General features: G+C 38.3%; 17 protein-coding genes and 1 riboswitch. Of the genes, 8 read left to right on the forward strand and 9 right to left on the reverse strand.

All coding sequences use genetic code 11. The features are described 5' to 3' along the window. Positions 1 to 39 precede the first annotated feature (39 nt). From BM327_RS06360 to BM327_RS06375, 4 genes are all read left to right on the forward strand, one after another. Complete coding sequence (locus tag BM327_RS06360) at positions 40 to 549, forward strand: DUF6702 family protein (RefSeq protein ID WP_090247480.1); 510 nt, start codon at positions 40 to 42, stop codon at positions 547 to 549. A gap of 1 nt (position 550) precedes the next feature. Then, positions 551 to 2,848: a M1 family metallopeptidase gene (locus tag BM327_RS06365; protein ID WP_090247481.1), complete on the forward strand. Its 2,298-nt coding sequence runs from the start codon at positions 551 to 553 to the stop codon at positions 2,846 to 2,848. A 128-nt stretch (positions 2,849 to 2,976) separates the two neighbouring features. Further along, positions 2,977 to 4,956: a T9SS type A sorting domain-containing protein gene (locus BM327_RS06370; protein ID WP_090247482.1), complete on the forward strand. Its 1,980-nt coding sequence runs from the start codon at positions 2,977 to 2,979 to the stop codon at positions 4,954 to 4,956. 124 nt (positions 4,957 to 5,080) lie between these two features. Continuing rightward, a complete protein-coding gene (locus tag BM327_RS06375) occupies positions 5,081 to 7,075 on the forward strand; it encodes a T9SS type A sorting domain-containing protein (RefSeq protein ID WP_090247483.1) in 1,995 nt (664 codons plus the stop codon). A gap of 65 nt (positions 7,076 to 7,140) precedes the next feature. Here the strand turns inward: BM327_RS06375 and BM327_RS06380 are convergent, their stop codons facing one another. The 5 genes from BM327_RS06380 to BM327_RS06400 form a co-directional block, all read right to left on the reverse strand. After that, on the reverse strand, positions 7,141 to 9,213 hold the full coding sequence (locus BM327_RS06380) for an OmpA family protein (protein WP_090247484.1): 2,073 nt from the start codon (positions 9,211 to 9,213) through the stop codon (positions 7,141 to 7,143). Between the two features lie 177 nt (positions 9,214 to 9,390). Continuing rightward, positions 9,391 to 10,371, reverse strand: coding sequence for a T9SS type A sorting domain-containing protein (locus BM327_RS06385; RefSeq protein ID WP_090247485.1), 981 nt, complete (start codon positions 10,369 to 10,371; stop codon positions 9,391 to 9,393). After that, complete coding sequence (locus tag BM327_RS06390) at positions 10,371 to 11,426, reverse strand: YncE family protein (RefSeq protein WP_090247486.1); 1,056 nt, start codon at positions 11,424 to 11,426, stop codon at positions 10,371 to 10,373. Before BM327_RS06390 ends, BM327_RS06385 begins: the two co-directional genes overlap by 1 nt. Continuing rightward, positions 11,416 to 13,407, reverse strand: coding sequence for a TonB-dependent receptor plug domain-containing protein (locus BM327_RS06395; RefSeq protein ID WP_090247487.1), 1,992 nt, complete (start codon positions 13,405 to 13,407; stop codon positions 11,416 to 11,418). The genes BM327_RS06390 and BM327_RS06395 overlap by 11 nt, the downstream gene beginning before the upstream one ends. A 38-nt stretch (positions 13,408 to 13,445) precedes the next feature. Next, the gene (locus BM327_RS06400; protein WP_090247488.1) at positions 13,446 to 14,408 is read right to left on the reverse strand and encodes a T9SS type A sorting domain-containing protein; all 963 of its coding nucleotides are present in this window, start codon (positions 14,406 to 14,408) and stop codon (positions 13,446 to 13,448) included. A gap of 120 nt (positions 14,409 to 14,528) precedes the next feature. Continuing rightward, positions 14,529 to 14,728, reverse strand: a riboswitch (cobalamin riboswitch). Between the two features lie 361 nt (positions 14,729 to 15,089). Here BM327_RS06400 and BM327_RS06405 point away from each other — a divergent pair. From BM327_RS06405 to BM327_RS06415, 3 genes are read left to right on the forward strand one after another with little or no spacing between them, the layout of a single operon-like run. Further along, positions 15,090 to 16,214: an ABC transporter substrate-binding protein gene (locus BM327_RS06405; RefSeq protein ID WP_090247489.1), complete on the forward strand. Its 1,125-nt coding sequence runs from the start codon at positions 15,090 to 15,092 to the stop codon at positions 16,212 to 16,214. 53 nt (positions 16,215 to 16,267) lie between these two features. Beyond that, on the forward strand, positions 16,268 to 17,209 hold the full coding sequence (locus tag BM327_RS06410; RefSeq protein ID WP_262987295.1) for a FecCD family ABC transporter permease: 942 nt from the start codon (positions 16,268 to 16,270) through the stop codon (positions 17,207 to 17,209). Next, entirely contained in the window at positions 17,209 to 17,910 is a 702-nt protein-coding gene (locus BM327_RS06415) for an ABC transporter ATP-binding protein (protein ID WP_090247491.1), read from the forward strand. Before BM327_RS06410 ends, BM327_RS06415 begins: the two co-directional genes overlap by 1 nt. Here BM327_RS06415 and BM327_RS06420 read toward each other — a convergent pair. From BM327_RS06420 to BM327_RS06430, 3 genes are read right to left on the reverse strand one after another with little or no spacing between them, the layout of a single operon-like run. Further along, entirely contained in the window at positions 17,907 to 18,365 is a 459-nt protein-coding gene (locus BM327_RS06420; protein ID WP_090247492.1) for an RES family NAD+ phosphorylase, read from the reverse strand. The two genes, BM327_RS06415 and BM327_RS06420, sit on opposite strands and share 4 nt — an antisense overlap. Further along, the gene (gene parS, locus BM327_RS06425; RefSeq protein ID WP_090247493.1) at positions 18,365 to 18,844 is read right to left on the reverse strand and encodes a type II RES/Xre toxin-antitoxin system antitoxin; all 480 of its coding nucleotides are present in this window, start codon (positions 18,842 to 18,844) and stop codon (positions 18,365 to 18,367) included. Before parS ends, BM327_RS06420 begins: the two co-directional genes overlap by 1 nt. Before the next feature lie 55 nt (positions 18,845 to 18,899). Further along, on the reverse strand, positions 18,900 to 19,721 hold the full coding sequence (locus tag BM327_RS06430; protein WP_090247494.1) for an alpha/beta hydrolase: 822 nt from the start codon (positions 19,719 to 19,721) through the stop codon (positions 18,900 to 18,902). 118 nt (positions 19,722 to 19,839) lie between these two features. Here BM327_RS06430 and BM327_RS06435 point away from each other — a divergent pair, with 118 nt between their 5' ends. Further along, positions 19,840 to 20,403, forward strand: a complete 564-nt coding sequence (locus tag BM327_RS06435) for an outer membrane beta-barrel protein (protein WP_139230278.1) — start codon at positions 19,840 to 19,842, stop codon at positions 20,401 to 20,403. A 159-nt stretch (positions 20,404 to 20,562) separates the two neighbouring features. On the opposite strand, the gene menD is transcribed toward BM327_RS06435, so the two are convergent. Next, entirely contained in the window at positions 20,563 to 22,248 is a 1,686-nt protein-coding gene (menD, locus tag BM327_RS06440) for a 2-succinyl-5-enolpyruvyl-6-hydroxy-3-cyclohexene-1-carboxylic-acid synthase (protein ID WP_090247496.1), read from the reverse strand. Positions 22,249 to 22,255: the final 7 nt, after the last annotated feature.

Genomic DNA, 22,255 nt, shown 5'->3' on the forward strand with positions numbered 1-22,255 from the left:
AGAACATTAATCTTTTATTTTTGTTAAAAAATTAGACGGATGTACAAATTTACTTTAGGCTTCTTAGGACTGCTAAGCATATGCGCATTAAGCAGTTTTGCATTACACGAATACTTTTTCGGTTTTGCCGAAATGGAATACAATTCCGAGGACAAGAAATTTGAAATTTCTATACAAACAACGGCTCATGATTTTGAACACCACATGGAACACATGGGCGTTGAACTAGGTCACATTGAAAAGTTAAGCGTAGAAGACAGCTTATTTCAATTGGCTTTAGAAGAAATAAACAATGGGTTTCGTATTTCAAAAGAAGGAAAAGCTTTGGACTTGAAATGTATAGGATTCGAAGTCAACCTTAAAGATGAGTTATTCTTCTATTTACAATCAGAGACTACAGATAAAAGTGGAAAATGGGACATTGAGTTTGACTTAATGATGAACAGTTTTCCGAAACAACAAAATAAATTAAACTATGTTGAGAAAGGTGCGAAAACCGCACTTACTTTTCTATTCAGCAACAAAGAACGTACGCTAGAAATCAAATAACATGAAGAAACTATTGGTATTATCGGGGTTGATTTTAGGTTCACTCCACGCTTTGGCTCAACCAGGGTATAACAACAACAAGTTTAAGCAATTACACGAAGAACTTCCCACACCCAACGTGTACAGAACGGCTTCAGGTGCCCCGGGACATGAGTATTACCAGCAACAAGCCAACTACGACATCAAAGTTGAATTAAACGATGCAGATCAAACTATACATGGTGAGGAAACCGTAACCTATATCAACAACTCTCCAGATAAATTAGATTATTTATGGATGCAATTGGACCAGAATGTTCGTTCTATGAACTCTGTGTCTAAGTTGATTACTGTGGAGCGTATGGAAGACTTTTACAGTATTCAAGCCATACATAACAAGCTTTTTGAATTTGATGGTGGATTTAAAATTGACTACATCAAAACTACAAGTGGTAAGAAAATGACCTATGCTGTAAACAAAACTATGTTGCGCATAGATCTAGAAGAACCCTTGGCACCAGGAGAAAAGATCTCCTTTGATTTGAAGTGGATGTACAACATCAACGACAGAATGAAAATTGGTGGTAGATCTGGATACGAATACTTTAAGGACGAAGACAATTACATCTATACGATAGCGCAATGGTTCCCACGTATGTGTGTTTATAATGATGTAGAAGGATGGCAGAACAAACAATTCTTAGGAAGAGGAGAATTTAGTCTTCCTTTTGGAGATTACAATGTTGAAATTACGGTACCAGAAGACCACGTAGTTGGCGCTACTGGAGAGTTACAAAACGCAAGTACTGTTCTTAGCTCTGAACAAAGAAAAAGATTAAAAGAGGCAGCAACATCTGATTCTCCCGTATTTATCATTACACAAGAAGAAGCTGAAAAAGCTGAAAGTAAAAAAGAGAAAGGACAAAAAACATGGATATTTAAAGCGAAAAATGTTCGTGACTTTGCCTTTGCATCTTCTCGTAAATTCATTTGGGATGCACAACGCGTGCAATTACCAAGTAAAAATGTAATGGCCATGAGTTTCTACCCGAAAGAAGGAAATCCTCTATGGGAAAGATACTCAACAAAGGTTGTTGCACACACCATTAAAACCTACTCTAAATACACTATAGATTATCCTTACCCAGTTGCTATTTCTGTACATGCTAAAAGCATAGGTATGGAGTACCCCATGATTTGTTTTAACGGAGGTAGACCAGAAGCTGATGGAACCTATTCTGAGCGCACAAAATATGGAATGTTAGGTGTAATTATTCACGAGGTTGGTCACAACTTCTTCCCCATGATTATAAACTCAGATGAGCGTCAATGGACATGGATGGATGAAGGTTTAAACACTTTTGTACAGTACCTAACAGAGCAAGAATGGGAAAGAGGTTATCCTTCAAGAAGAGGTCCGGCATACATGATAGCAGACTATATGGGAGGTGATAAAAAATACATCTCTCCTATTATGACCAACTCTGAGTCTATCTGGCAATTTGGAAACAACGCTTACGGTAAACCAGCCACAGCTTTGAACATATTAAGAGAAACAGTAATGGGTCGCGAGTTATTTGACTACGCCTTTAAACAATACTGTGAACGTTGGGCTTTCAAACACCCTACGCCTGCAGATTTATTTAGAACCATGGAGGATGCCTCTGGTGTTGATTTGGATTGGTTCTGGAGAGGTTGGTTTTTTACCAATGACCACGTTGACATTGCATTAACGAATGTAAAATGGTACCAACTGAACACCAATGATCCGGCTGTAGAAAAAGCTTTCCAAAAAGCTCAAGACGCTAAAAAAGACCAGTTCATAGGTGATACGAGAAACAAAACAAGTATTGCTCAAACTGAAAACGAAAAGGATACAAGTTTGAACGACTTCTACAACAAACACAACATTTACGAAGTAGATAAGTTGGATAAAGAAGAATACGAAGAGTTCAAATCACGCCTTTCGCAAAAAGATTTGGACTTATTAGCGGCAAACAACAACTTCTATGAATTACACTTTGAAAACATAGGAGGATTGGTAATGCCTTTAATTATTCGTGCAACTTTTGTTGATGGAACAGAAGAAATTATTCGCATCCCAGCAGAAGTTTGGATGAGAGACAACTACAACATTAGCAAGGTCTTCATATTTGAGAAAGAAGTGGTTTCCTTTAGACTAGATCCATTCTTAGAAACGGGTGACACAAACTTGAACAACAACGCTTGGCCGAAAGAAGTAGAACCAAGTAGGTACCAATTGTTCCAAGAAAAGAAAATGAACGAGAATCCTATGCAGCGTCAAAGACGTATGGATTAGTTTACTCAATAAAAACTACATAAGGCTCATCTATTGCGGATGAGCCTTTTTTGTGGAGAATGATTTTAGTATTTTCCATATAATTAATTAACCCTAAGACTCCAAAGGTCTTTTAAACACTTAAATTCATGCAAAAACTTTTACCCCTATTTACAGGAGTACTCACCTCTTGTTTAACATTCAGCCAAACTTTCTCAGATGATTTTGAATCCTATGCTGTAGGAACACCTATTGGAACTACAAGTAATTGGGATACATGGTCAGGTGGAAATTCAGATGACGTCCTAGTTTCCAATACACAATCAAACAGCGGAAATAATGCTCTTTATTTTCACAACTTTTCGAATCCAAATCCTGGTGATATAGTAAAAGACTTGGGAGGTGTTTACAATACAGGTACACTTGACATACAATTCTACATGCATGTAAGTGGGGAGGGATATTTTAACCTTCAACAAGAAGCTACATTAGGAACTGCAGCCTTGGAAGTTTCTTTCGAATACGGTTCTTTGTATATCTCCAACTCAGATCAAAACTTTGTAACACTTTCCTACCAAGAAAGTACATGGATCCCTGTGCAGCTATCGCTTAATTTAAATACAAATTTTTGGCAAATTTCTGCAGGAAATAGCAGTGCTAGCTTTTCAAACACAAGAAATCAAGTATCCGCAATTGATTTCTATGCTGTCCCTTATTCAAATTTTTACGTTGATGATTTCATGTATACTTACACTCCTTACACTTTACCCACAACCAATCTGGCCTTAACTAACATTGTTGGTATTAGTAGTTTGGTCGGACACAATGTTCAGCCTAAAGTCAAACTTAGAAACTTAGGTCAATCAACAATAAACACTGCAACCTTTACAATTAATTACGATGGTAACCAATACAACGAGCAAGTCACAGGATTAAACCTAAACTCTTTAAAAGACACAACCTTAGAACTCAACTCAAATCTAGTACTAATTAATGGGTGGAATGATGTTCAAATTGAGATTACATCTGTGAATGGAAACGGACTAGACGAAGATTCTAGTGATGACACGTTTACCAAGCAGATAAAAGGCATCGCTGTACATCCAGCACGCGTTGTACTGGGAGAACTTTCTACAAGTGCATCTGCAGGATCGAGCATTTTAGGAAATCAAACCCTAAATTATCTTGAGGAGGAATACCCTGAGCAATGGGCAGGTGTAGCTCTTCACTACGATGACCCTATGCTCAATACGGAATATTACAATGCCTTCATTGCAAATTCAGCATTCAATTACCCGAGACTGAACTTTGAACGTGCTGTACAACCACCACTACAAAATTCAGAACAGGTTTTCCTAAACCGTGCCAGCGAATCCCCTTCCGCTGCCCTCACTATGGGAGCAGAATACAACCCTACAACAAGAGAACTAAAAATGTCTGTGACATCCGAATTTTTAGAAAGCGTTTCGCATGGATACAAACTTGCAATTATTCTCACGGAAGATAGTGTTACAGGTATAGGCTCAGGATATGATCAAATAAATAACTACGCAATTAATGACATCGATTATGTTGATCACAACGGTATAAATTGGGCAAATTTACAAGACACAATACCTGCCAGTGAAATGATTTACAATCAAGTAGCGAGAGGAATTTACCCTAATTTTAATGGTCAAAACAATTCCATTCCAACCATCGTTAACCAAGGTGATACCTACACCTACAACAGCATTATTACACTGCCTGCCGAATGGAATCCAGACAAGCTTAAACTAATAGGAATATTAAGAGAACCCAATGGTGAAATCAACAATGCGGGTAAGGCAACTTTACAACAAGCCATGGATAATGGTTACGCGCTCGAAACAGAAAACTTAAGTTTAATTTACAGATCAGACCTTTTTGAGATTTACCCCAACCCTGCAGAAGATCTTGTAAGCTTACAATTGAATCAAATAGAGCAGGCTTCTCTTCGCATATTTGATCTGTCTGGTAAGCTTGTCTTTCAAAAAGAGATAAACTCCTATGACACCCAACTAGACATCTCCTCTCTACAGCGCGGTATGTATATGATTGAGGTGAAAAGCAAAGATCAAACGCAACAAAAAAAACTAATTCTAGAATAAGAAATACAACAATTTATAAGTCCCATACCAAACGGTGTGGGATTTTTTATGATTACAAGAATGGCCATTTACTCATTTTGAGTTGCTTGAAGTTTTGTGTAGGTTTAGCTAAAACTATATAACTATGAAAAAACTATTACCCCTAATGTCGGGAGTTCTTGTGAGCTCTCTAGCTTTTGGCCAAACCTTTTCAGACGATTTCGAATCTTACAGCGCAGGAACTCAAATTGGAACTACATCAGATTGGACTACTTGGTCTGGAACCGGTGGTGGAGCAGATGATGTTCCTGTAAGTTCTACCAAGGCGCACAGCGGTAACAATTCACTTTACTTTCTTGCCACAGGTGCTGGCGGACCAGGTGATATTGTAAAAGATTTTGGTGGTGAATACTCTACTGGAAACTTCGATTTTGAGGTATGGATGTACGTTCCTGCCAACAAAAAAGCTTATTTCAATTTTCAAAAAGAAAGTACCATAGGTAATGTTTGGGCAATGAATGCCAGCTTTAACAATGGATTACTTCAGGTTTATAATGACGATGCCACCCTTATAAATACAATGTATCCAGAGAATGTTTGGTTTAAATTAAGTATGCAATTGAACCTCAATACCAATAACTGGGAAGTCTTAATAGACAACGTAAGTGCAGGTAGCTTTAGCAATTCAACCAATCAAATAGCATCTTTAAACTTTTACAGTATTCAAGGTTCTGAGTTTTATGTGGATGATATTGCTTACACCATTACACCTTATACCTTACCAACGCTTAATGCAGGGTTGACTTATTTAAATACAAAATCTGTGTTGGTTGGACAATCTAATGCACCTGAAGTACGCATTAGAAATTTAGGCGTAAACACTATTAACTCCGTAGAGGTTACCTTAGACTACAATGGAAATCAAACTACAGAAACTTTTACCAACCTTAATTTATCCTCTTTAGATGAAGTTGATTTAACCTTGAGTAACACGGTTACTTTGGCTAGTGGTACTGCTAATTTCACAGCAACAATTACGAATGTAAACGGCAATGGATTAGATGAAGATAACAGCGATGACGCACAATCTCAAACTTTAACGCCTATTGAAGTGTACCCAGGTAGAATGGTTTTTGGTGAAGAAGCTACAGGAACATGGTGTGGATGGTGTCCAAGAGGTGCAGTAGCCATGGATGAAATGGAAATTGAATTCCACGACTTTTGGGCTGGAGTTGCCGTACACAACAATGACCCTATGGCCAATGCTGCCTATGATGGAGCATTAGGGACTTACATTAATGGATATCCTAGTGGATTGGTGGATAGAGGTTCAGACATAGATCCTTCGGCTATGCGTCAAGATTTTATTCAAAGAATTACCACTCAACCTTCAGCTTTAATAGAAATGGGAGCTGAGTTTAACCCAACAACTAGAGAATTAAAAATGTCATTATCGGCAGAAGTTATAGAGGCAATAAACAATAACTACAAATTGGCCATCATACTAACGGAGGATAGCGTAACAGGTACTACCAGTGGATACAACCAATCTAATTACTATGGATCTCAAGGAATATCTTTAGAAGATCCTGCAGGTTTTAACTGGGGAGATTTACCAAGTTCTGTACCTGCATCTCAAATGGTATATAACCACGTAGGAAGAGGTATATTCCCAAGCTTTGGAGGTCAACAAAATTCTATACCAGCTACCGTTGCTGTTGGAGAAACTCACACCTTAAATGCTACCCTAATTTTAGACCCTGAATGGGACGAAACAAAAATCCATTTGATAGGAATACTAATAGATCCTAGTGGTGATGTAAACAATGCAGGTAAAGCAAGTTTATCGGAAGCCATAGACAATGGATATGTTTTAACGACAGATAATTTCAGTTTTAATTACGTAGATAATTTATTTGAGATTTATCCAAACCCAAGTGTAAACACAACTGAAATAACACTGAATGCTGAAAACAAAGCTGAGGTAAAAATATTTGATGTGGCAGGGAACTTAGTTTTTCAAAAAGAGATTTCTGAAGGAACGAGTACTTTAAACTTGTCTCAAATGAGTGCAGGAATGTACACCGTAGAAGTGACGAGTGAAAATCAAATTCAACAAAGAAAATTGGTGTTGCAATAGACGCTTTATAAAACAAAAAATCCCGCACCTAAAAGTGCGGGATTTTTTTGTGCTTTATATGCTTATTAGATACTGTTAATCACAAAATCTGTTCTTCTGTTTTGTGCTTTATTGGTCTCAGAAGTATTTTCAACCTTAGGTTGTGTTTCTCCAAAACCAACAGCGTCCAAACGATTCGCTTTTATACCCAGAGAGACCAAATAATCTTTCACTCCTTCGGCTCTTCGCTCTGATAATTCTAAGTTTTCTTGGGCGTCACCTTCGTTATCGGTATGACCTTGAATGGTAATTTTCGCCGTAGGATTTTCTTTCAAGAACAGGGCAAACTGACGTAAAATAAACTTACTGCTTTCAGATAATTCTGCAGATGCTGTATTGTACAAGATGTCGTTAATTGTGTAGGGCTGCCCCACTTCAATTTTGCGAACCTGCAAATCTTTAGCCTTCACTATCTCTCCTTTTTCAACTACTTCTTCTGTGATTAATTGAGAATCAAAGGCATGATTTTCCTTTTTCACGGTTATCATTACATCTGAAGGCTCTTCGTTTTTAATAACTACGGCATAAGAACCGTCTTCACCTTTCACATCTACCTCTTGTACCTTATCACTGTTGGCATAACTGACTTGAATTTTAGCATCCTTAACAGGAGCTCCATTATCATCTGTAAGGTTACCTTTTGCTATGATTACTTTTTGAGGTCGTGCTTTTTCATACAACTCAAAGGCGTAGATATTCCATCTCCCTCCTTTTCTCGATGAAAAATATGCCAACTCTCCGTCGGTTGAAACAAAAATTCCTATTTCATCATCTTCCGTATTGATAGGATATCCGATGTTCTCGGGCTCTCCCCAAGATCCATCCTCATTCATTCTAACATAGAAAATATCTGTCCCTCCAACTCCTTGACGTTCTCCAGAAACAGAAGAAACAAAATACAAGGTCTCGGAATCTTGGTGTAAAAACGGACTCTTATCCTTTCCTGAAGTATTGATTTCTATAAAGGGTCGAGCAGGTCCCCATGTACCGTCTGGTTGACGTTCAGAGATGAAAATATCATCCATTTGCGTGGAAGGTCTTAAGGCTGTGTAGAACAAAGTGTTCCCATCAGATGACAAAGAAGGCTGCGCTTCCCAACCATCTTTCGTATTAATCCCTTCTCCTAAATTTGTCAATGAATCACAGATAAATGGTTTTCCTTTTTGAGGAGCCTCTTTAAAACGCGTAGAATACAAATCACAATTTTTATAATCCATGCCTTGTACCTTCTCATATTTACACGCACAAATTATCATCTCTTTGTTATCTACAGAAACGGTTGCTGCACCATAGCTCACAAAGGTTCCGTCGTTAAAAGGTTTATTTACAGGTGTTCCATTACTGAACTCTAAATTCGGGTTATCTCTAAAGGACCAGGTAAATTCTTCAACCATGTTCGATTGTAGATCTCCAAGATTTCTTCTATCCAATTTACGGGTGTAGAAAATCAACTCATTATCTGGAGAAATCATAGGGAAATATTCATCCTTATCAGATGAAACATTGCGCACCAAAACTGGTTCAAAAGGAACTTCTTGTGTCAATAACTCTTGCTCTTTTACAAGCTTCCCTAATGCACCATTTACAGTTTGCAACTTTGTAGAGTAATCTTTCGGATACTTCGATCTACTGCTGTGCTTAAATTCTTTGAACTTTTTAAAATAGTCTATGGCGAAATCCAACTCCTCCTGTTGAAAGTTGATTACCCCCAAGTAATAGAAACAGTCGGCATGAAAATCTTCGCAAATTTCAAGGGCATGCATGAACATTTGTTCCGCCTTGGCAAAGTTTCTATCCCCTACCATAGGGTTTGGATTTTCACTGTATGCCTTCAAACCTTCATCATAGGCAAACATGGCATAATCAAAATAGGCTGTGGCATTGTTGTCTTCGGACAAAGTTATGGCTTCTATAAAGTATTCAGAGGCACTTCTTAAATCTGTCGCCGCATTCGCTTTGTCTAATAATTTCTGAATTTTCTTATCAGGAGCTCCGCACTCTTCACTTAATTCTTCTTCCTGTCCGAAAGCCGCAGCACTCAACATTAAAGGAAAAATCAAGGCGGATATTTTTACAATTGAAGGGTAAAATATTCTCATGTTTGTCTTAGCCGTTTTAGAATTATCATAACGCAAACACTACAGAATTGTTACAGCTCCTTAGCATTAATTCGTGGGTTTTCTACATTTTGTTCAGCGCTTAGCGCACAGAGTAACGAACACAAAAAAAGCAGAGACAATTTATCTCCGCTTTTCGATTTAGGTGGCAAGTTGTAATTAGTTAAGAATGCTAATACGTTGTTGAACGTTTTGGCCATCAATATTGGCTATCAGCAAATAAATACCTTGGTTTAATTCTAAATTTAATGTAGCTTCTCTTCCTTGAATGATTTGACTAGAAATCAAACTTCCTTGTAAATCATACAGGCTTATTTCACTTATCTCATGTTCAGAACGAAGGTGTATTTTTCCCTTTGATGGGTTTGGATACACCGTAAAACTGATTTCTACCACTTCGTCAAGTCCAACAAAACCGTGCAATTGTGCCACACCGTCTAAATCAAATCCTCCACTAGGGTAAGGAGTTGGATAAGGGTCATTGATTTTATTGCCATGACTATCATACCTTGCACTGTCTCCAATCGTTCCTACAACGTCAATAATTTTCACCCATTGTATATTGTTCAAGTCAAGATTAGTGCTGTCTACTAATTCTTCCAAATCGAAAGGCGTTCCATAACCTCCCTTGTATTTACCGGCAAGGTTATTCAATTTAATAGCCTCTAAACTTCCAAAACCACTTATTTGCAATTGCGTTTGCGTTAAAGAATGAGAGGGAAAACGAACAAAATTCTGTCCGTCAGAACTTACCTCTACATAAGCCAACTCTAAATAATCAGAGGCAAATGAATTTTCAAAAACGGCAAAGTCCGGTCCGGGACCATTTAAAATAGGTCCATTAAAGTACAACACTGCTTCTCCTCCATCACCTAAAGAAACAACGTCCATAGCATTCCCTTGTGCCGGACCAACTGCATTTTCAGGTATCCCAAAACTTGCTTTGTTGGTTCCATCAACACTAAATGTAGTGTCTTGTATATCTAAATAGCCCCTTTGCACAACTACCTCATTGGCCCATGCGATTATTGCACTACTATCTTTGTGTATTGCAGTAGTTCCTGGAAAACCTGCTACGGGAGCATATTGTCCGAAAACCAAGGCAGGGAGCAAGCTTAAGCAAGCAAAAAACTTTTTCATTAATTCTTTATTTTAACCAGTGTATTGGGGTTCAATCCTGTATCGAACTCTTCCACAAAAACACCTGTATTTTTATTGTATTTTTTCAAATTCCCCGTAAGGGTAAAACCTCTAGCATCCATACAATAGAGGTATTCTTCATCCACAAAAATCCCGTATAAACTTTGGATGTCACTGGCATTTATGAAGTTGGAAGAAAGAACCGTTTCTGAAGCGGCATCAATCACTGCCACATTACTTGTATTGTTTCCATAGTTAAGATGAGCTATCCATAGCTTATCATCTTCATCCATAAATAAAGAAGTTGCTGCTATCCCTAAATTGCTTTTCTGGTAATTGTTCTGCGCATCTAACACAAATAATTCACTGGGATCATTGCTGTAGTTCCCGCGTTTTACCACATAAACATCACCCTCGCTATCTACCGTGAGTTCTCCTATATTAGCTCCTATGAAAATTTCATCCGTTACTTGAAGAGTAGCCAAATCAATTACGCTTACTGTAGAATCATAATTCGGACTATTCAATCCTCCTGAATTAGCAACGAAGATTTTATCATTGCTAATTGCTAAACCTTCTGGGTTGTTCCCTACCGCAACGCGATTGCTTACTGTGAAAGAACTCGTATCTATTTTGTTGACAAAACCATCATAAGTACTCACATAGATGAAAGCGCCGTGACCTACAACAAAACGCGGCAATTGATTTACACCTTGGTGTTGTAAGTTTATTTGTTTTACAGATTTTAAAGAACTTTTATCGAGTACTTCTATGGTAGAACTGGCATGTACCACGATGTATACTTTACCACCGTAAACAATCATATCGTTTCCCGTATCTCCCAATAACCTTTCATTTTGTTGTAAGAAATAGTCATTGGTGATTGCATCTTCACTGTCTATAAAACTCAAGGAAGCATTGTTCTGTTGAAACAAACCTTCGTTGAGCAATAACAAGCCTTCTTTCCCCCCTGTATTATCAGGTTCAGGAAGCGGATCTTCCTTACAAGCGAGTAAGAGCAAGCCTAAGAATACTATGTATATACTAAATTTCATAAATGAGTTTTAAGTAGAAAGATCTCCCCTGCAAAACAAAAGATTTTACGTACTGATAATTTTTTCCACCTACATTTTTAATTCCTCCATTAACACGAAGCGGTAGTTTCGAATTACCTCTTAAATCGAGGCTTAGGTTGATATCATAAGTCATGTAAGCCGCAACCTTATTTTGAGGAATGTTTTGGTTCAAGGCATAACGCGCGCCGATGTAATTCAAACTGTGCGTCATTCCAAAATTTCTGTATTCAAAGGTCCCTGAAAAATTAGCACTGTGTTCCGGAATGTAAGCGATTTGATGTCTGTAAGTAGCACTTCCCTTCTCACTCAAATCCACTACACGTTGGTAGGTATAATTTGCATTCAACTGCATGAATTTGTTGTTGCGAAACTTCTTGCGATAAACATAACTTACATCTCCTCCTATGCTTCCTACCTGCCCCACATTTTGCATGGACCAGATAAACAAGTTCTTGGTGGGAATGGCCAAAATTTTATCCTCTATCAAGTTTCCAAATGCGTTGGCGTTGAACTCTTGTCCGTAAGCATTACCCACCGAGTTCTTACTGTGCCATTTCACACCTAAATTCAGTTGATTTACTTTTTCAGGATCTAAGGCAATGTTCCCGATTTGAGAATAGTACAACTCATTAAAGTTGGGTAAACGAAATGAGCGTTGATACCATAAAAAGGCACCTACATTTCCTATTAAAAAAGGTCTATCCACCAAAACCTCTGGGGTAAAAGCAAAAATGGGATTGCGCCAGGTATTATTCCCTCTATTTTGCTCGAGTATGTAACGACCTCCTAAACTTCCTTTAACGATGTACTTGGTGTATTTCACCTCACCTGCCATCAATCCTTTCGCCATTAAACGATTAGGTGTGGCAAAGTCTTCTCGGTTGGAATTCAATAAATTGTTTTCAAATTCACCACCCCAATTCAAGGTGAAACGATCCCCTTTTAGCGCCTTTGCATAGTGCCCGTAATAGTGCGAGAAATTTTGATAATTATGCTCTAGAAATCCAGCAGCGTTGAAATAAGTGGGATCTAAATATTGGTTCTTATCCAATTGAAAAGAGGCATAACTTCTACTCCTTATGTTCCAAGCTTTCACGCGTTTGTTATACGATTTATAAGATAGGTTTACATAGCCTTTTTCTGAATTAAGCTCTTCGTCATTAGCTATAGCATACAACAATACGGCTCCGGGTAATTCATTGGCGATGTTTGTATATCCACCAAATACCTCAAAAACTTTGTAGACGTAATTCTTTTCCCAGTTACGGATATAATTGAAATTTACAAATGAAGATTGGTAAGCATTGTTCTCTCTAACTCCCTCCACATCAATGCCAGACGTTTGAAAGTTATACGTGTAATTACCGCGGTAAAAGCGCTGATTTACATCTATGCCAAATGCTCCTTTTTTTAATTTTCGCTTGTAAAGAGCAAAAATGTCGTGCTGACCAAAAGATGAAATACCATAAGAAGCCAATACACTTTGTTTTGTATAGTTTAACTGTCTTCCTTTGGTTAAAATAGAAACCACATTCCCCTGTAATGCAGCGCCAACGGTGGGTAATATGTTCGACCTTCCAAAAACGTCGTGCTCTATATAGCTTACGTTTTCTACAGGTACTTGACTATAATCAGCCATTCCCGTTTGTGCATTCGCTACGGCAAATCCATTTACCATCAACACATTGTGCTGAGCGCCCATTCCTCTATAGGACAGGGTTTTTAAACCGCCTACATCTCCATAGTTCTTAATGGAAACACTCGGGATACTTTGCAACATACTCCCCAAATCTAAGGGTTGTAGTCTTTCTATATCTTCTGTTGTGAAGCGCTGCGGCTCCTCAGGGATAACCGGACGAATAATTTGAACCTCATTAAAGGTTTTGACCCCAGTACTATCGTCTTGCGACCACAGTACCGAGGAACAAAAAATTAACAGTATGGTTGAAATGATTTTCATCCTTGATAAAGATGATTTCCCGAAGGAAATTCCATAAATTACTGAATAACTAAACGTTGTGTTGCAAGTGCACCTTCATGACTAACTTTCACAAAGTATACACCCGCCTCTAAATCAGCAACGTCTATAATTGTATTCACTTGAGCGGTTTTAACCAATGCTCCTTGCGTATTGTAAATCGCAACATCACCCGCCTCCGCTTTAATGTTCAATTGCGTTGTAGCCGGGTTAGGGTACATATCAAATGCAACAGTAGCTACATCATTTACACCCAAGTTAGATTCAATGTATTCCAAGTTGTCTATTGCAAAATATGCTGGTGTGTTCATTCCCCATTGTCCAACATCAGAAGATTGGAAACCGAAGGTTAAGGCCATAGAGCCCGACAAAGCACTTAAATCAAAAGTTGTCCATTCGTCCAAAATGTAATCTTGTGCATCTGTTCCTCTAAAATCTGCCAAGTAAACATCTACAGAATCCACGATATCAAAATTCGCGTCCCATCCGTAAATACGAACAAAGAAAAAGTCTTCACCATTTGTACCATCATCTACTCCATCTGCATTTGTCGTAGAACCAAATTGTTTGGCAAACTGATCCCCATCACGCATAGAAATTCCAGCGTAAGTATTGTTTACAAAATCAGCCCCTACTAAAATGCGTTCTTCTTCGAACCAAAGTGTGTCTGTGTTGTTAAACACCGCGTACTGCTCAGAACCATTTGCACCTTCACCTGCAAACGCAGAATAAGGGTTTGTATAACCTGCCGTTGTTACATCCGTCATGTTAGAATACACAAAACCATGCGCGGTTCCCCAGCTTCCAAGGTTAGCTCCAAAAGTCACCCCATTCTCAGTAAACGGAGCATAGCTATCTGTGAAAACGTAAAATGTGTCTGCTGTAGGAAGCGTTAAACTTTCAAAATCTACAGTTACTTGATTTTGTGCTTGTGTAAATCCTGCTCCAAGCACAAGAGCAGCCATTAAGTAGAATTTTTTCATTCTTGAAAAATTAAATATTACTAAAATGACTTTGGATTAAAGGGTGTGCACGCCCAAAGAAAATAAAAACGTATCGCCGAAAAGCGGTAAGAATTTAAATCCAACTTTAATCTGAAGTCTTCATTACTAAACATTTGGGCGAGTATTCTGACTTACTTCCTAATGTTTCCCCTTCCCATTGGCGTTGAGTTTGCCCAACAGTGGTTTTGGAAACATCTACTAAAGCTTACAGCTGCAGATACAGTTCCTGATTTGCACAGGATTCCAATTTAAAACCTTCACTCCGAAGAGATTCAGTTACCAAAATGCGTGGCAAATGTAGTTTAAAATTTAAAGAGCGCATAAGATAAGTGTATAAATTTCAACGATGGTCTTTCAGGGGCTGTTTCCCCTCCTACAACTCGGGGTCGCGTTTTCCCTTATAGTCCTCACACTTTCAAGGGTTTAAAAGCAGTGTAGTTAAAGCTTCACAAAGGTCGCTTTCCCTACCCTGTTTTGCACACCCCAAAAGTCCTCCGGGCTGTCAGTTCAACCGCTAACAGAAGGCAGTCTTGAGTGTGAGAATAACAGTAGAGAGTGCGAATAGTGAGTATGGAAAAGGAGTATTACTTTCGTAAGTTTTGAATCAACTAAAGAGAGTCTAACACAATATTTTTCCATATTTGCATAAAATAATTCGCGATGAAAAGGCTCATTTTTCTTCTTCCTTTATTTCTTTTAACAGGTCTATTTTCTTGTTCAACAGAAAGTAAAAAAGCAACAGAAGACACTGAAATAAAAGCAGATACCCTTCAGATTTCTTTTGCAAAAGGTTTCAAAATTCTACAAGCGAAAGATGCCTACATCGTTCAAATTTTGAATCCTGAAAATCGCCGAGAAATAGAACAAGAATTCTATTTGTATACCAAAAATGCGCGCATACAATCAAAAAAAGATGCCATCAATATTCAAATTCCTATACAAAAAAACATAGCACTTTCGAGTACGCATATAGGTATGATCAATGCTTTGGGTAGAAGTCAAACCATAGTCGGCGTTTCTGGCGGACCATACCTATGTGATGAAAACTTAAAAACACGACTAGAACAAGGTAAATTAAAAAGTGTTCAAGACATCGCTCAAGCCAATTTTGAAGAGTATTTAGGACTTCATCCCGATGTTATTTTTTCAAGTTCTTTCACCAAAGACGCTCCTATTTTAGAAAAACTCAAACAAGCTAACATACCCGTTTTCAACAATTACGATTGGCGCGAAACCACTCCTCTAGGAAGGGCAGAATGGATAAAAGTATTAGGTATTTTCTTCGATGAATATGAAAAAGCAAATGCCTTTTTTCTGCAAGAAGTAAAAGATTACACTGCATTAAAAGAGGCTGCCACTAAGGTTTATTTCCACCCTACTGTTTTGTCGGGTTACTACTACGGAGGCGTATTTAATGCTCCTGCTGGAGAGAGCTACCAAGCCCAATTGTACAAAGATGCAGGAGCTCACTATGTTTTTGCCCAACAAGCTGGAACGGGAAGTTTAGATTTGAGCATGGAAGAAGTAGTTACGCAATTTAGAGATGTAGATTACTTACTCAATGTGTCGGGAAACACCAAAGCTGAAATCGAAAAAGCCTTTGAAAAATACAGTCTATTCGAAGCCTTCCAAGGTGATGGTTTATACAATTACACCGCCAACAACAATTGTTTCTGGGAGAATGCAGCGCATCAACCTCATTTGTTATTGGCCGATTACATTGCTATTTTTCACCCAGAAATTTTGAGTAGAGACAGTTTGAACTTTTACAAAAACATACAGTAATCAAATCAAGAAAAGCACATATCGCCCTAAGTATTGGTCTATTCCTCTTCGGAATTGTACTTTTCTTTGTCGACATTTTTGTAGGCAGTACTCAACTCTCTTGGGCGGATCTATGGAACAGCATTTTTAACTACGATTCGAGTCAAACCGAACAATTGTTGGCCCATGTGTTCCGAATTCCCAAAGCAATTACCGGAGTATTGGCAGGGGCAGCTTTAGCCATTTCTGGATTACTCATGCAAACTTTGTTTCAAAACCCTTTGGCCGGACCTTATGTACTGGGGATCAATTCAGGTTCGAGTTTATTTGTGGCCTTAAGTACCATGACAGGTATAGGTGTTTTCGCCTCCGATTTTGGTATCATCACCAGTGCTTTACTTGGAGCTTTCGCTTTTGGCTTGCTGATACTAATCAGTTCTATTTACGTACGATCTAAAATCTCATTATTGCTCATAGGTATTATGTTGGGGAGCTTCTCTGGAGCTTTAATTAACGTTGTGCAATCCTACTCCAACCCTGATGCCTTGAAAGCATTTACCCTTTGGAGCTTTGGTTCTTTAAACAATGTTGCTTTTGAACAATTGTGGTGGTTTATCTTGGTGGGTCTTACTGGTATTATTTTAAGTCTATTCCTTACCAAACCCTTGAATCTACTAGTTATTGGAGAAGAAAATGCAAGCTTACTCGGTGTTAACATCAAACGAACACGTTTACTCATCATCTTTATAGCAGCTCTTTTAACAGGTACGGTTACCGCTTTATGTGGACCTATCGCCTTTGTAGGTTTGGCCATTCCTAACATTGTGAAATACATTTTTAAAACGAGCAACCACTTGTTTTTAATCTTAGGTTCAGCCTTGATGGGAGCGGTTTTATTACTCTTATGTGATCTGTTAATTTTTGCCTTTAGCGATATTGTTCAACTTCCACTAAATGCCATAACCGCCCTCTTTGGAGCGCCTATCGTGGTTTGGATCATACTAAAAAAATACTGATGTTTAAATTAAAAAATGTTGACATAGGGTATAAAAAGAAGTTGGTTCACATCACGGATTTACATGTGGAAAAAGGTAAACTTTACGCATTGCTCGGTAAAAACGGAAGCGGAAAAACCACTTTTCTACAAACTCTGATGGGAAATTTAGCGCCCCTGAAAGGCGAATATTTAGTGGACGGAAAAGAAATTCAAGCCTTGAGTAAACGCGAAAAAATGCGTTATTTGAGTTATGTCCCCTCTAAGTTTTACGGTGTGGAACACTTGTCGGTACGAGAACTCATAGGTATGGGGCGTGCACCCTTCACCAATGTTTTGGGTAGAATTTCTCAACGCGACAATGATAAGATAGACGAGATTCTAGCCCTTCTAAAAATTGAACATTTGCAGTGTTTATCTACCCAGAAAATATCGGATGGAGAGCGACAAATAGCCATGATAGGAAAAGCTTTGGCCCAGGAAGCTCGAGCAATAATTTTAGATGAACCTACTGCCTTTTTAGACTATTCTAACCGACTCAAAACCATACAAATTCTAAAAGAAGTGGTAGCAAAAAAGGGCGTTACCGTCTTATTCTCTACCCACAACTTGGATTTATCACTCAACTATGCCGACAATATTATCAGCATCAATAAGGAAAAGGAATTTGAAGTTTTCGAGGCTGGTATTGCCAAGGAATTGATAATAGAGAAGGTATATTAAAACATCAATCTATCATCTACAGGAAAAGTCTTGAAGGATGTTACTTCTACCCTTTTAAAATCAGGATGAAAGGGATTCAATAAATAATTAAACTCATTTTCTACTACGGCAGAAGGCACCTTGCAAACCGCATACTTTTGAGCACGAACAAAATCATCACCTAAAAATTGCGTGCTGGTTACATGCGGAAAAACATTCCACTTTCCATCTAAAGCATCCACATGTATACTTGTTGTTTTAAGATCATCTGGAATTTCTATTTCCACCATCACATAATCGGAGGGTAAATTTTCTAACCTGATGTGCACCAAAACTTCTAACAACGCCAAAGCTCTACTTTCTGCAGCATACACCATAAAAACACCTTTAGAATTCCATCTATTTCCATACAAACTTGCTCCCAATCCTGAGAGGTCTCTGGCGTATTTTCTTCGGGTTAAGCGGTAGACTTTCATTAGGCAAATAAACCGTGATCAATTTTGGTGAGCTCAGCTAATAGTAAATCTTTGCCATAAGAGGTTTTGAGCAATTCTTTGGGAGTTAAATTACCCAAACTAAAGGCCTTGCTCGCCAACCAAGCATTTACTTTCTCTTTGGATTCTAAGACCTCGTAGGCTCTATAGATAACCTCTGCGAGTTCAATGAGTTTTTCAGAATGTATGGGCTTGAATTTAAAATTCTCCTCCTTGCGGTGACGTTGCAAAGATTTGGTGGATAAACCTAAATACTGCGCCCATTCTTCTTCTGTGAAGGGGGCCAAAGCCTTAATTTCTTGATAAAACTCAAAACTTACACCACTGGCTATAGTATTTACAACCGTAAGTTTATCGTTTAAAAAGGAAGTAAAACTTGGTGTAGACCTTTGATAGGTTACCTGAAAATCTTTGAGGACTTGCCCTATACTTGTATTGATTTGTTTATACTCCTTCACCATGTTAAAGACTTTTGTCTTTTAAAGATACGAATAAAGTCTTAAACAAAAAAACTATCTAATACCTCGCTTCAAAGCGTTGAACAAAGGCATGGTAAATACTGTTGTGCAAAATCGTTGCATGATCTTCTTTACGCATGAGCTTAAAACCTATACTATGCTTGGTATTTCGCTTTAAGAGTCGCTTTAATTTGCGCGCATCTTTACGCATGATGTAAGGTTCTTTCTTTCCAACATAGAGTTGAACCTTTGCAGAGATTTGATTTTCTTTTTGCTTTAAATGCATTTTACCTTCTTCCAGTAAACGCTCTTTATCCCACCAAAAACTTGGACTTACAATAAAATAATACTGGAACAATTCTGTGTGATACAATAAGATTTCTGTGGCCAACAATCCACCGAGAGATTGCCCAATGAGATAGCGTTCTTTACTACACCTATATTTTTGTTCGATAAAGGGAATGAGTTCTTTTTCGAGAAAGGAAATGAAGTTTTCTGAATGACCGCCATTGGGAATAGCTTTTGAAAACTCTTCCAATTGGGGGGCGAAGGTGAAATCTCTTTGTCTGTCAACGTTACCTATCCCCACCACTATGGTTGCAGGCATTTTGTACATCATCTGCACAAATTGAGTGAGTCCGGCGATGTGCATGAAATCTTCATTCATGCTTCCATCCAGCAAGTAAACGATATCATAGACAGTGGTATCATTATAATCATCGGGCAAGTATATATTCAGTACCCTGTCTTCTCCCAATATTTCTGAGCGCAAAAGATGTTTATCGCCTATAACCAAATCTATTTTTGATGAGACTTGAGCACTTAATAAAAACACTTGAAAAGTGAACACCACTATACTGAATACACGAACTAATTTCATCCCTATTGAATTTTAAATGTTTAACGAAGATAATAAGCCTTGTGAATTAGCGTTTTGAGAAAGAGATGAAAACCCAAAAGCATATGTAAGTACACTACTTAACCCAAAAACAAAAACGATGAAAACAGCAATCAGCCTTTTGGCAATGTGTTTCCTATTTACTACGTATGCGCAAGAAGAAGAAGAAAAAAAATGGCACTATGGTTTTGAAGTTGGTGCAAACTATAGCAATGTAATTGGTCGAGATAAATCTAATGGGCCTGGTTACGAACTAGGAATTACCACCCAACGAAAAATTGGTGAACAACTTTTTTTCAACCCAGCCATCTCCTTCGGATATTCCAGTGCTCGTTTTCAGGATAACCCCATACTCGATTATTACCTTAACTTCCAGCCTAAGTTGAATTACTTTTTAAAAGAAGATGCCAACAGTGTGTTTTTTAGTTTTGGTCCTGCACTCCAACATAGATTAAGCGAAGTAAAAATAGCTTCGGATTATACCAATCGAAACAATCTATCGCTGAACTTTGGGGTAGGCTTTTTGAACAAACTACAGTACTTCGATTTACAAACAGAGCTCAGGTATAGCTTTGGTTTAACAGAAAAATTAAACCCTCCTATGCTCAATCCTGACTATCAGATTTACTACCACAGTTTAGGATTATACATACAATTTTTATAGGCTTAGCGATAGGAAGGGCAGCGCCCCGAAATAGAGTTTTAGTAAGCCACGAGTTACAATTACGACCTCTGGAAGTGATTGTAACTTGAAATGCGACTTAAACTATCTTTTGGGGACTATACTGGATAGCGCGGTTCCGAGTCCAACTCGGAAAGGCCCCTACTTCACTTTTACAAAATCAAAGTAAGCTTTCAATACCTTATCATTTTCTTCGTAAGGTGTAAAGATTTCCATGATTGCAGGACGTTCTAACTTGGCATAGAAATCTTCCATTTGTCCGTCTATGGCCTGTAAATTATCCGCTTTGAAATAATTCACCTCATAGGCTTTACACAAATGCTCTGCTTTGGTTTGATGACGCGTGGTAAAGAATTCATCCAAAGCCTGGGTTGTACCGGGTCCAGGTATGATTTTGAAGATACCACCCCCTTCATTGTTGATCAAGAAAATTCTCAGATTACTCGGCAAAACTTTGTTCCACAAGGCATTAGAATCGTAGAAGAAAGAAATATCACCCGTTATGAGCGTATGCAACTTATCTGGTCGCGCCAAAGCAGCACCAACGGCCGTACTTGTAGATCCATCTATCCCCGAAGTTCCGCGGTTACAGTAGCGCTCTATGCTTGGAATAGCATCGAACAACTGGGCGTAACGAATAACAGATGAATTCGAAAAATGTAATACTGAATTTTCGGGAATATAATCTAAAAGCATCTCGAATACAGACATATCTGCATAAGGTGCATCGTAAAAATAGGCATCGTGTTGGGCTTGAATTTGCAAATCCAACTGCTTCCATTTCCCTCCGTAATTATTACTATTTCTCGACCATTTTGTCAAAGGCATTTCCTCAAAAAACTGTTCCGCTTTCATGGGGAAAGATGCCGTTAACTTTTGGTAGGTATCCATGAAGTTGAAATCCTCACTCACCTTCCAATGGTGTTGTATTTTATTGCGACGGATAAAAGCCTTGATGCGTTTAGACACCACCGCTCCACCTATAGTAATCAATAAATCGGGTGCAAAATCTTCTTCTTGTTCAGCGCTTATACTGTTCAAAGTTCTATCTATGCACTGAATAAAACTGCGGTGGGTACAATTGCTGGTATTTTCTACCAAAACTACCGTAGAGGTATCTGTTGCCAAATCTACCAACTGGGCTTGTACCTTTGGGTTTACGGGCATTTGTCCTACGATAATCATACGCTTCTGCGTCTTATCCCAAATGTTTTGAAAGTGCTCTAATTGATGCGCGTCAAAAGTCATTTTAGGAGCCACAAGGTTTAGGTGTTTTTGCGGCGTGTAAGCTACTTCGGAGCTATCGTATAAAGGTTCTGTGAAAGGGAAATTGATATGCACAGGTCCTTTCGCTGCTTGTGTTGCCACTTGGAAAGCATGATCTGTTTTTCTACATAATTCCCACACCTCATTATCATCTCGTAAATGTTCTTTCAATTCCGTTTCAAAACGCACATGATTGGCCAAAGCATTGGTTTGACGTATGGTTTGACCATCTCCTTGATCTACCCACATGTTGGGTCTATCGGCAGAAATCACCACCAAAGGAATACTTCTGTAAAAAGCCTCAGAAACCGCTGGCGCATAATTTAACAAGGCAGAACCTGAAGTACAAAGTACGGCTACAGGTTCTTGTAATTGTTCAGCCATTCCTAGCGCAACAAAGGCTGCACTTCTTTCATCAGGAATGGAGATACACTTGAAAAAATCATCGCTTGAAAAGGCAATGGTAAGGGGAGCATTTCTAGAACCTGGAGAAATGACTACATTTCTCAAATTGTTCAACTTACATTGTTCTACGAAATACTTTACACCTGTTTTACTCATGTTAATA

This window comes from Lishizhenia tianjinensis (assembly GCF_900116425.1).
GTDB classification, from domain to species: Bacteria; Bacteroidota; Bacteroidia; order Flavobacteriales_D; family Crocinitomicaceae; genus Lishizhenia; species Lishizhenia tianjinensis.

Bases quoted from the DNA above. Each gene is read 5' to 3' on its own strand.
- BM327_RS06415 (WP_090247491.1), top strand. From the start codon at position 17,209: ATGTTTAAATTAAAAAATGTTGACATAGGGTATAAAAAGAAGTTGGTT.
- BM327_RS06405 (WP_090247489.1), top strand. From the start codon at position 15,090: ATGAAAAGGCTCATTTTTCTTCTTCCTTTATTTCTTTTAACAGGTCTA.
- BM327_RS06375 (WP_090247483.1), top strand. From the start codon at position 5,081: ATGAAAAAACTATTACCCCTAATGTCGGGAGTTCTTGTGAGCTCTCTA.
- BM327_RS06395 (WP_090247487.1), bottom strand. From the start codon at position 13,407: ATGAAAATCATTTCAACCATACTGTTAATTTTTTGTTCCTCGGTACTG.
- BM327_RS06420 (WP_090247492.1), bottom strand. From the start codon at position 18,365: ATGAAAGTCTACCGCTTAACCCGAAGAAAATACGCCAGAGACCTCTCA.
- BM327_RS06370 (WP_090247482.1), top strand. From the start codon at position 2,977: ATGCAAAAACTTTTACCCCTATTTACAGGAGTACTCACCTCTTGTTTA.
- menD (WP_090247496.1), bottom strand. From the start codon at position 22,248: ATGAGTAAAACAGGTGTAAAGTATTTCGTAGAACAATGTAAGTTGAAC.
- BM327_RS06400 (WP_090247488.1), bottom strand. From the start codon at position 14,408: ATGAAAAAATTCTACTTAATGGCTGCTCTTGTGCTTGGAGCAGGATTT.
- BM327_RS06390 (WP_090247486.1), bottom strand. From the start codon at position 11,426: ATGAAATTTAGTATATACATAGTATTCTTAGGCTTGCTCTTACTCGCT.
- BM327_RS06430 (WP_090247494.1), bottom strand. From the start codon at position 19,721: ATGAAATTAGTTCGTGTATTCAGTATAGTGGTGTTCACTTTTCAAGTG.
- parS (WP_090247493.1), bottom strand. From the start codon at position 18,844: ATGGTGAAGGAGTATAAACAAATCAATACAAGTATAGGGCAAGTCCTC.
- BM327_RS06435 (WP_139230278.1), top strand. From the start codon at position 19,840: ATGAAAACAGCAATCAGCCTTTTGGCAATGTGTTTCCTATTTACTACG.
- BM327_RS06385 (WP_090247485.1), bottom strand. From the start codon at position 10,371: ATGAAAAAGTTTTTTGCTTGCTTAAGCTTGCTCCCTGCCTTGGTTTTC.
- BM327_RS06360 (WP_090247480.1), top strand. From the start codon at position 40: ATGTACAAATTTACTTTAGGCTTCTTAGGACTGCTAAGCATATGCGCA.
- BM327_RS06380 (WP_090247484.1), bottom strand. From the start codon at position 9,213: ATGAGAATATTTTACCCTTCAATTGTAAAAATATCCGCCTTGATTTTT.
- BM327_RS06365 (WP_090247481.1), top strand. From the start codon at position 551: ATGAAGAAACTATTGGTATTATCGGGGTTGATTTTAGGTTCACTCCAC.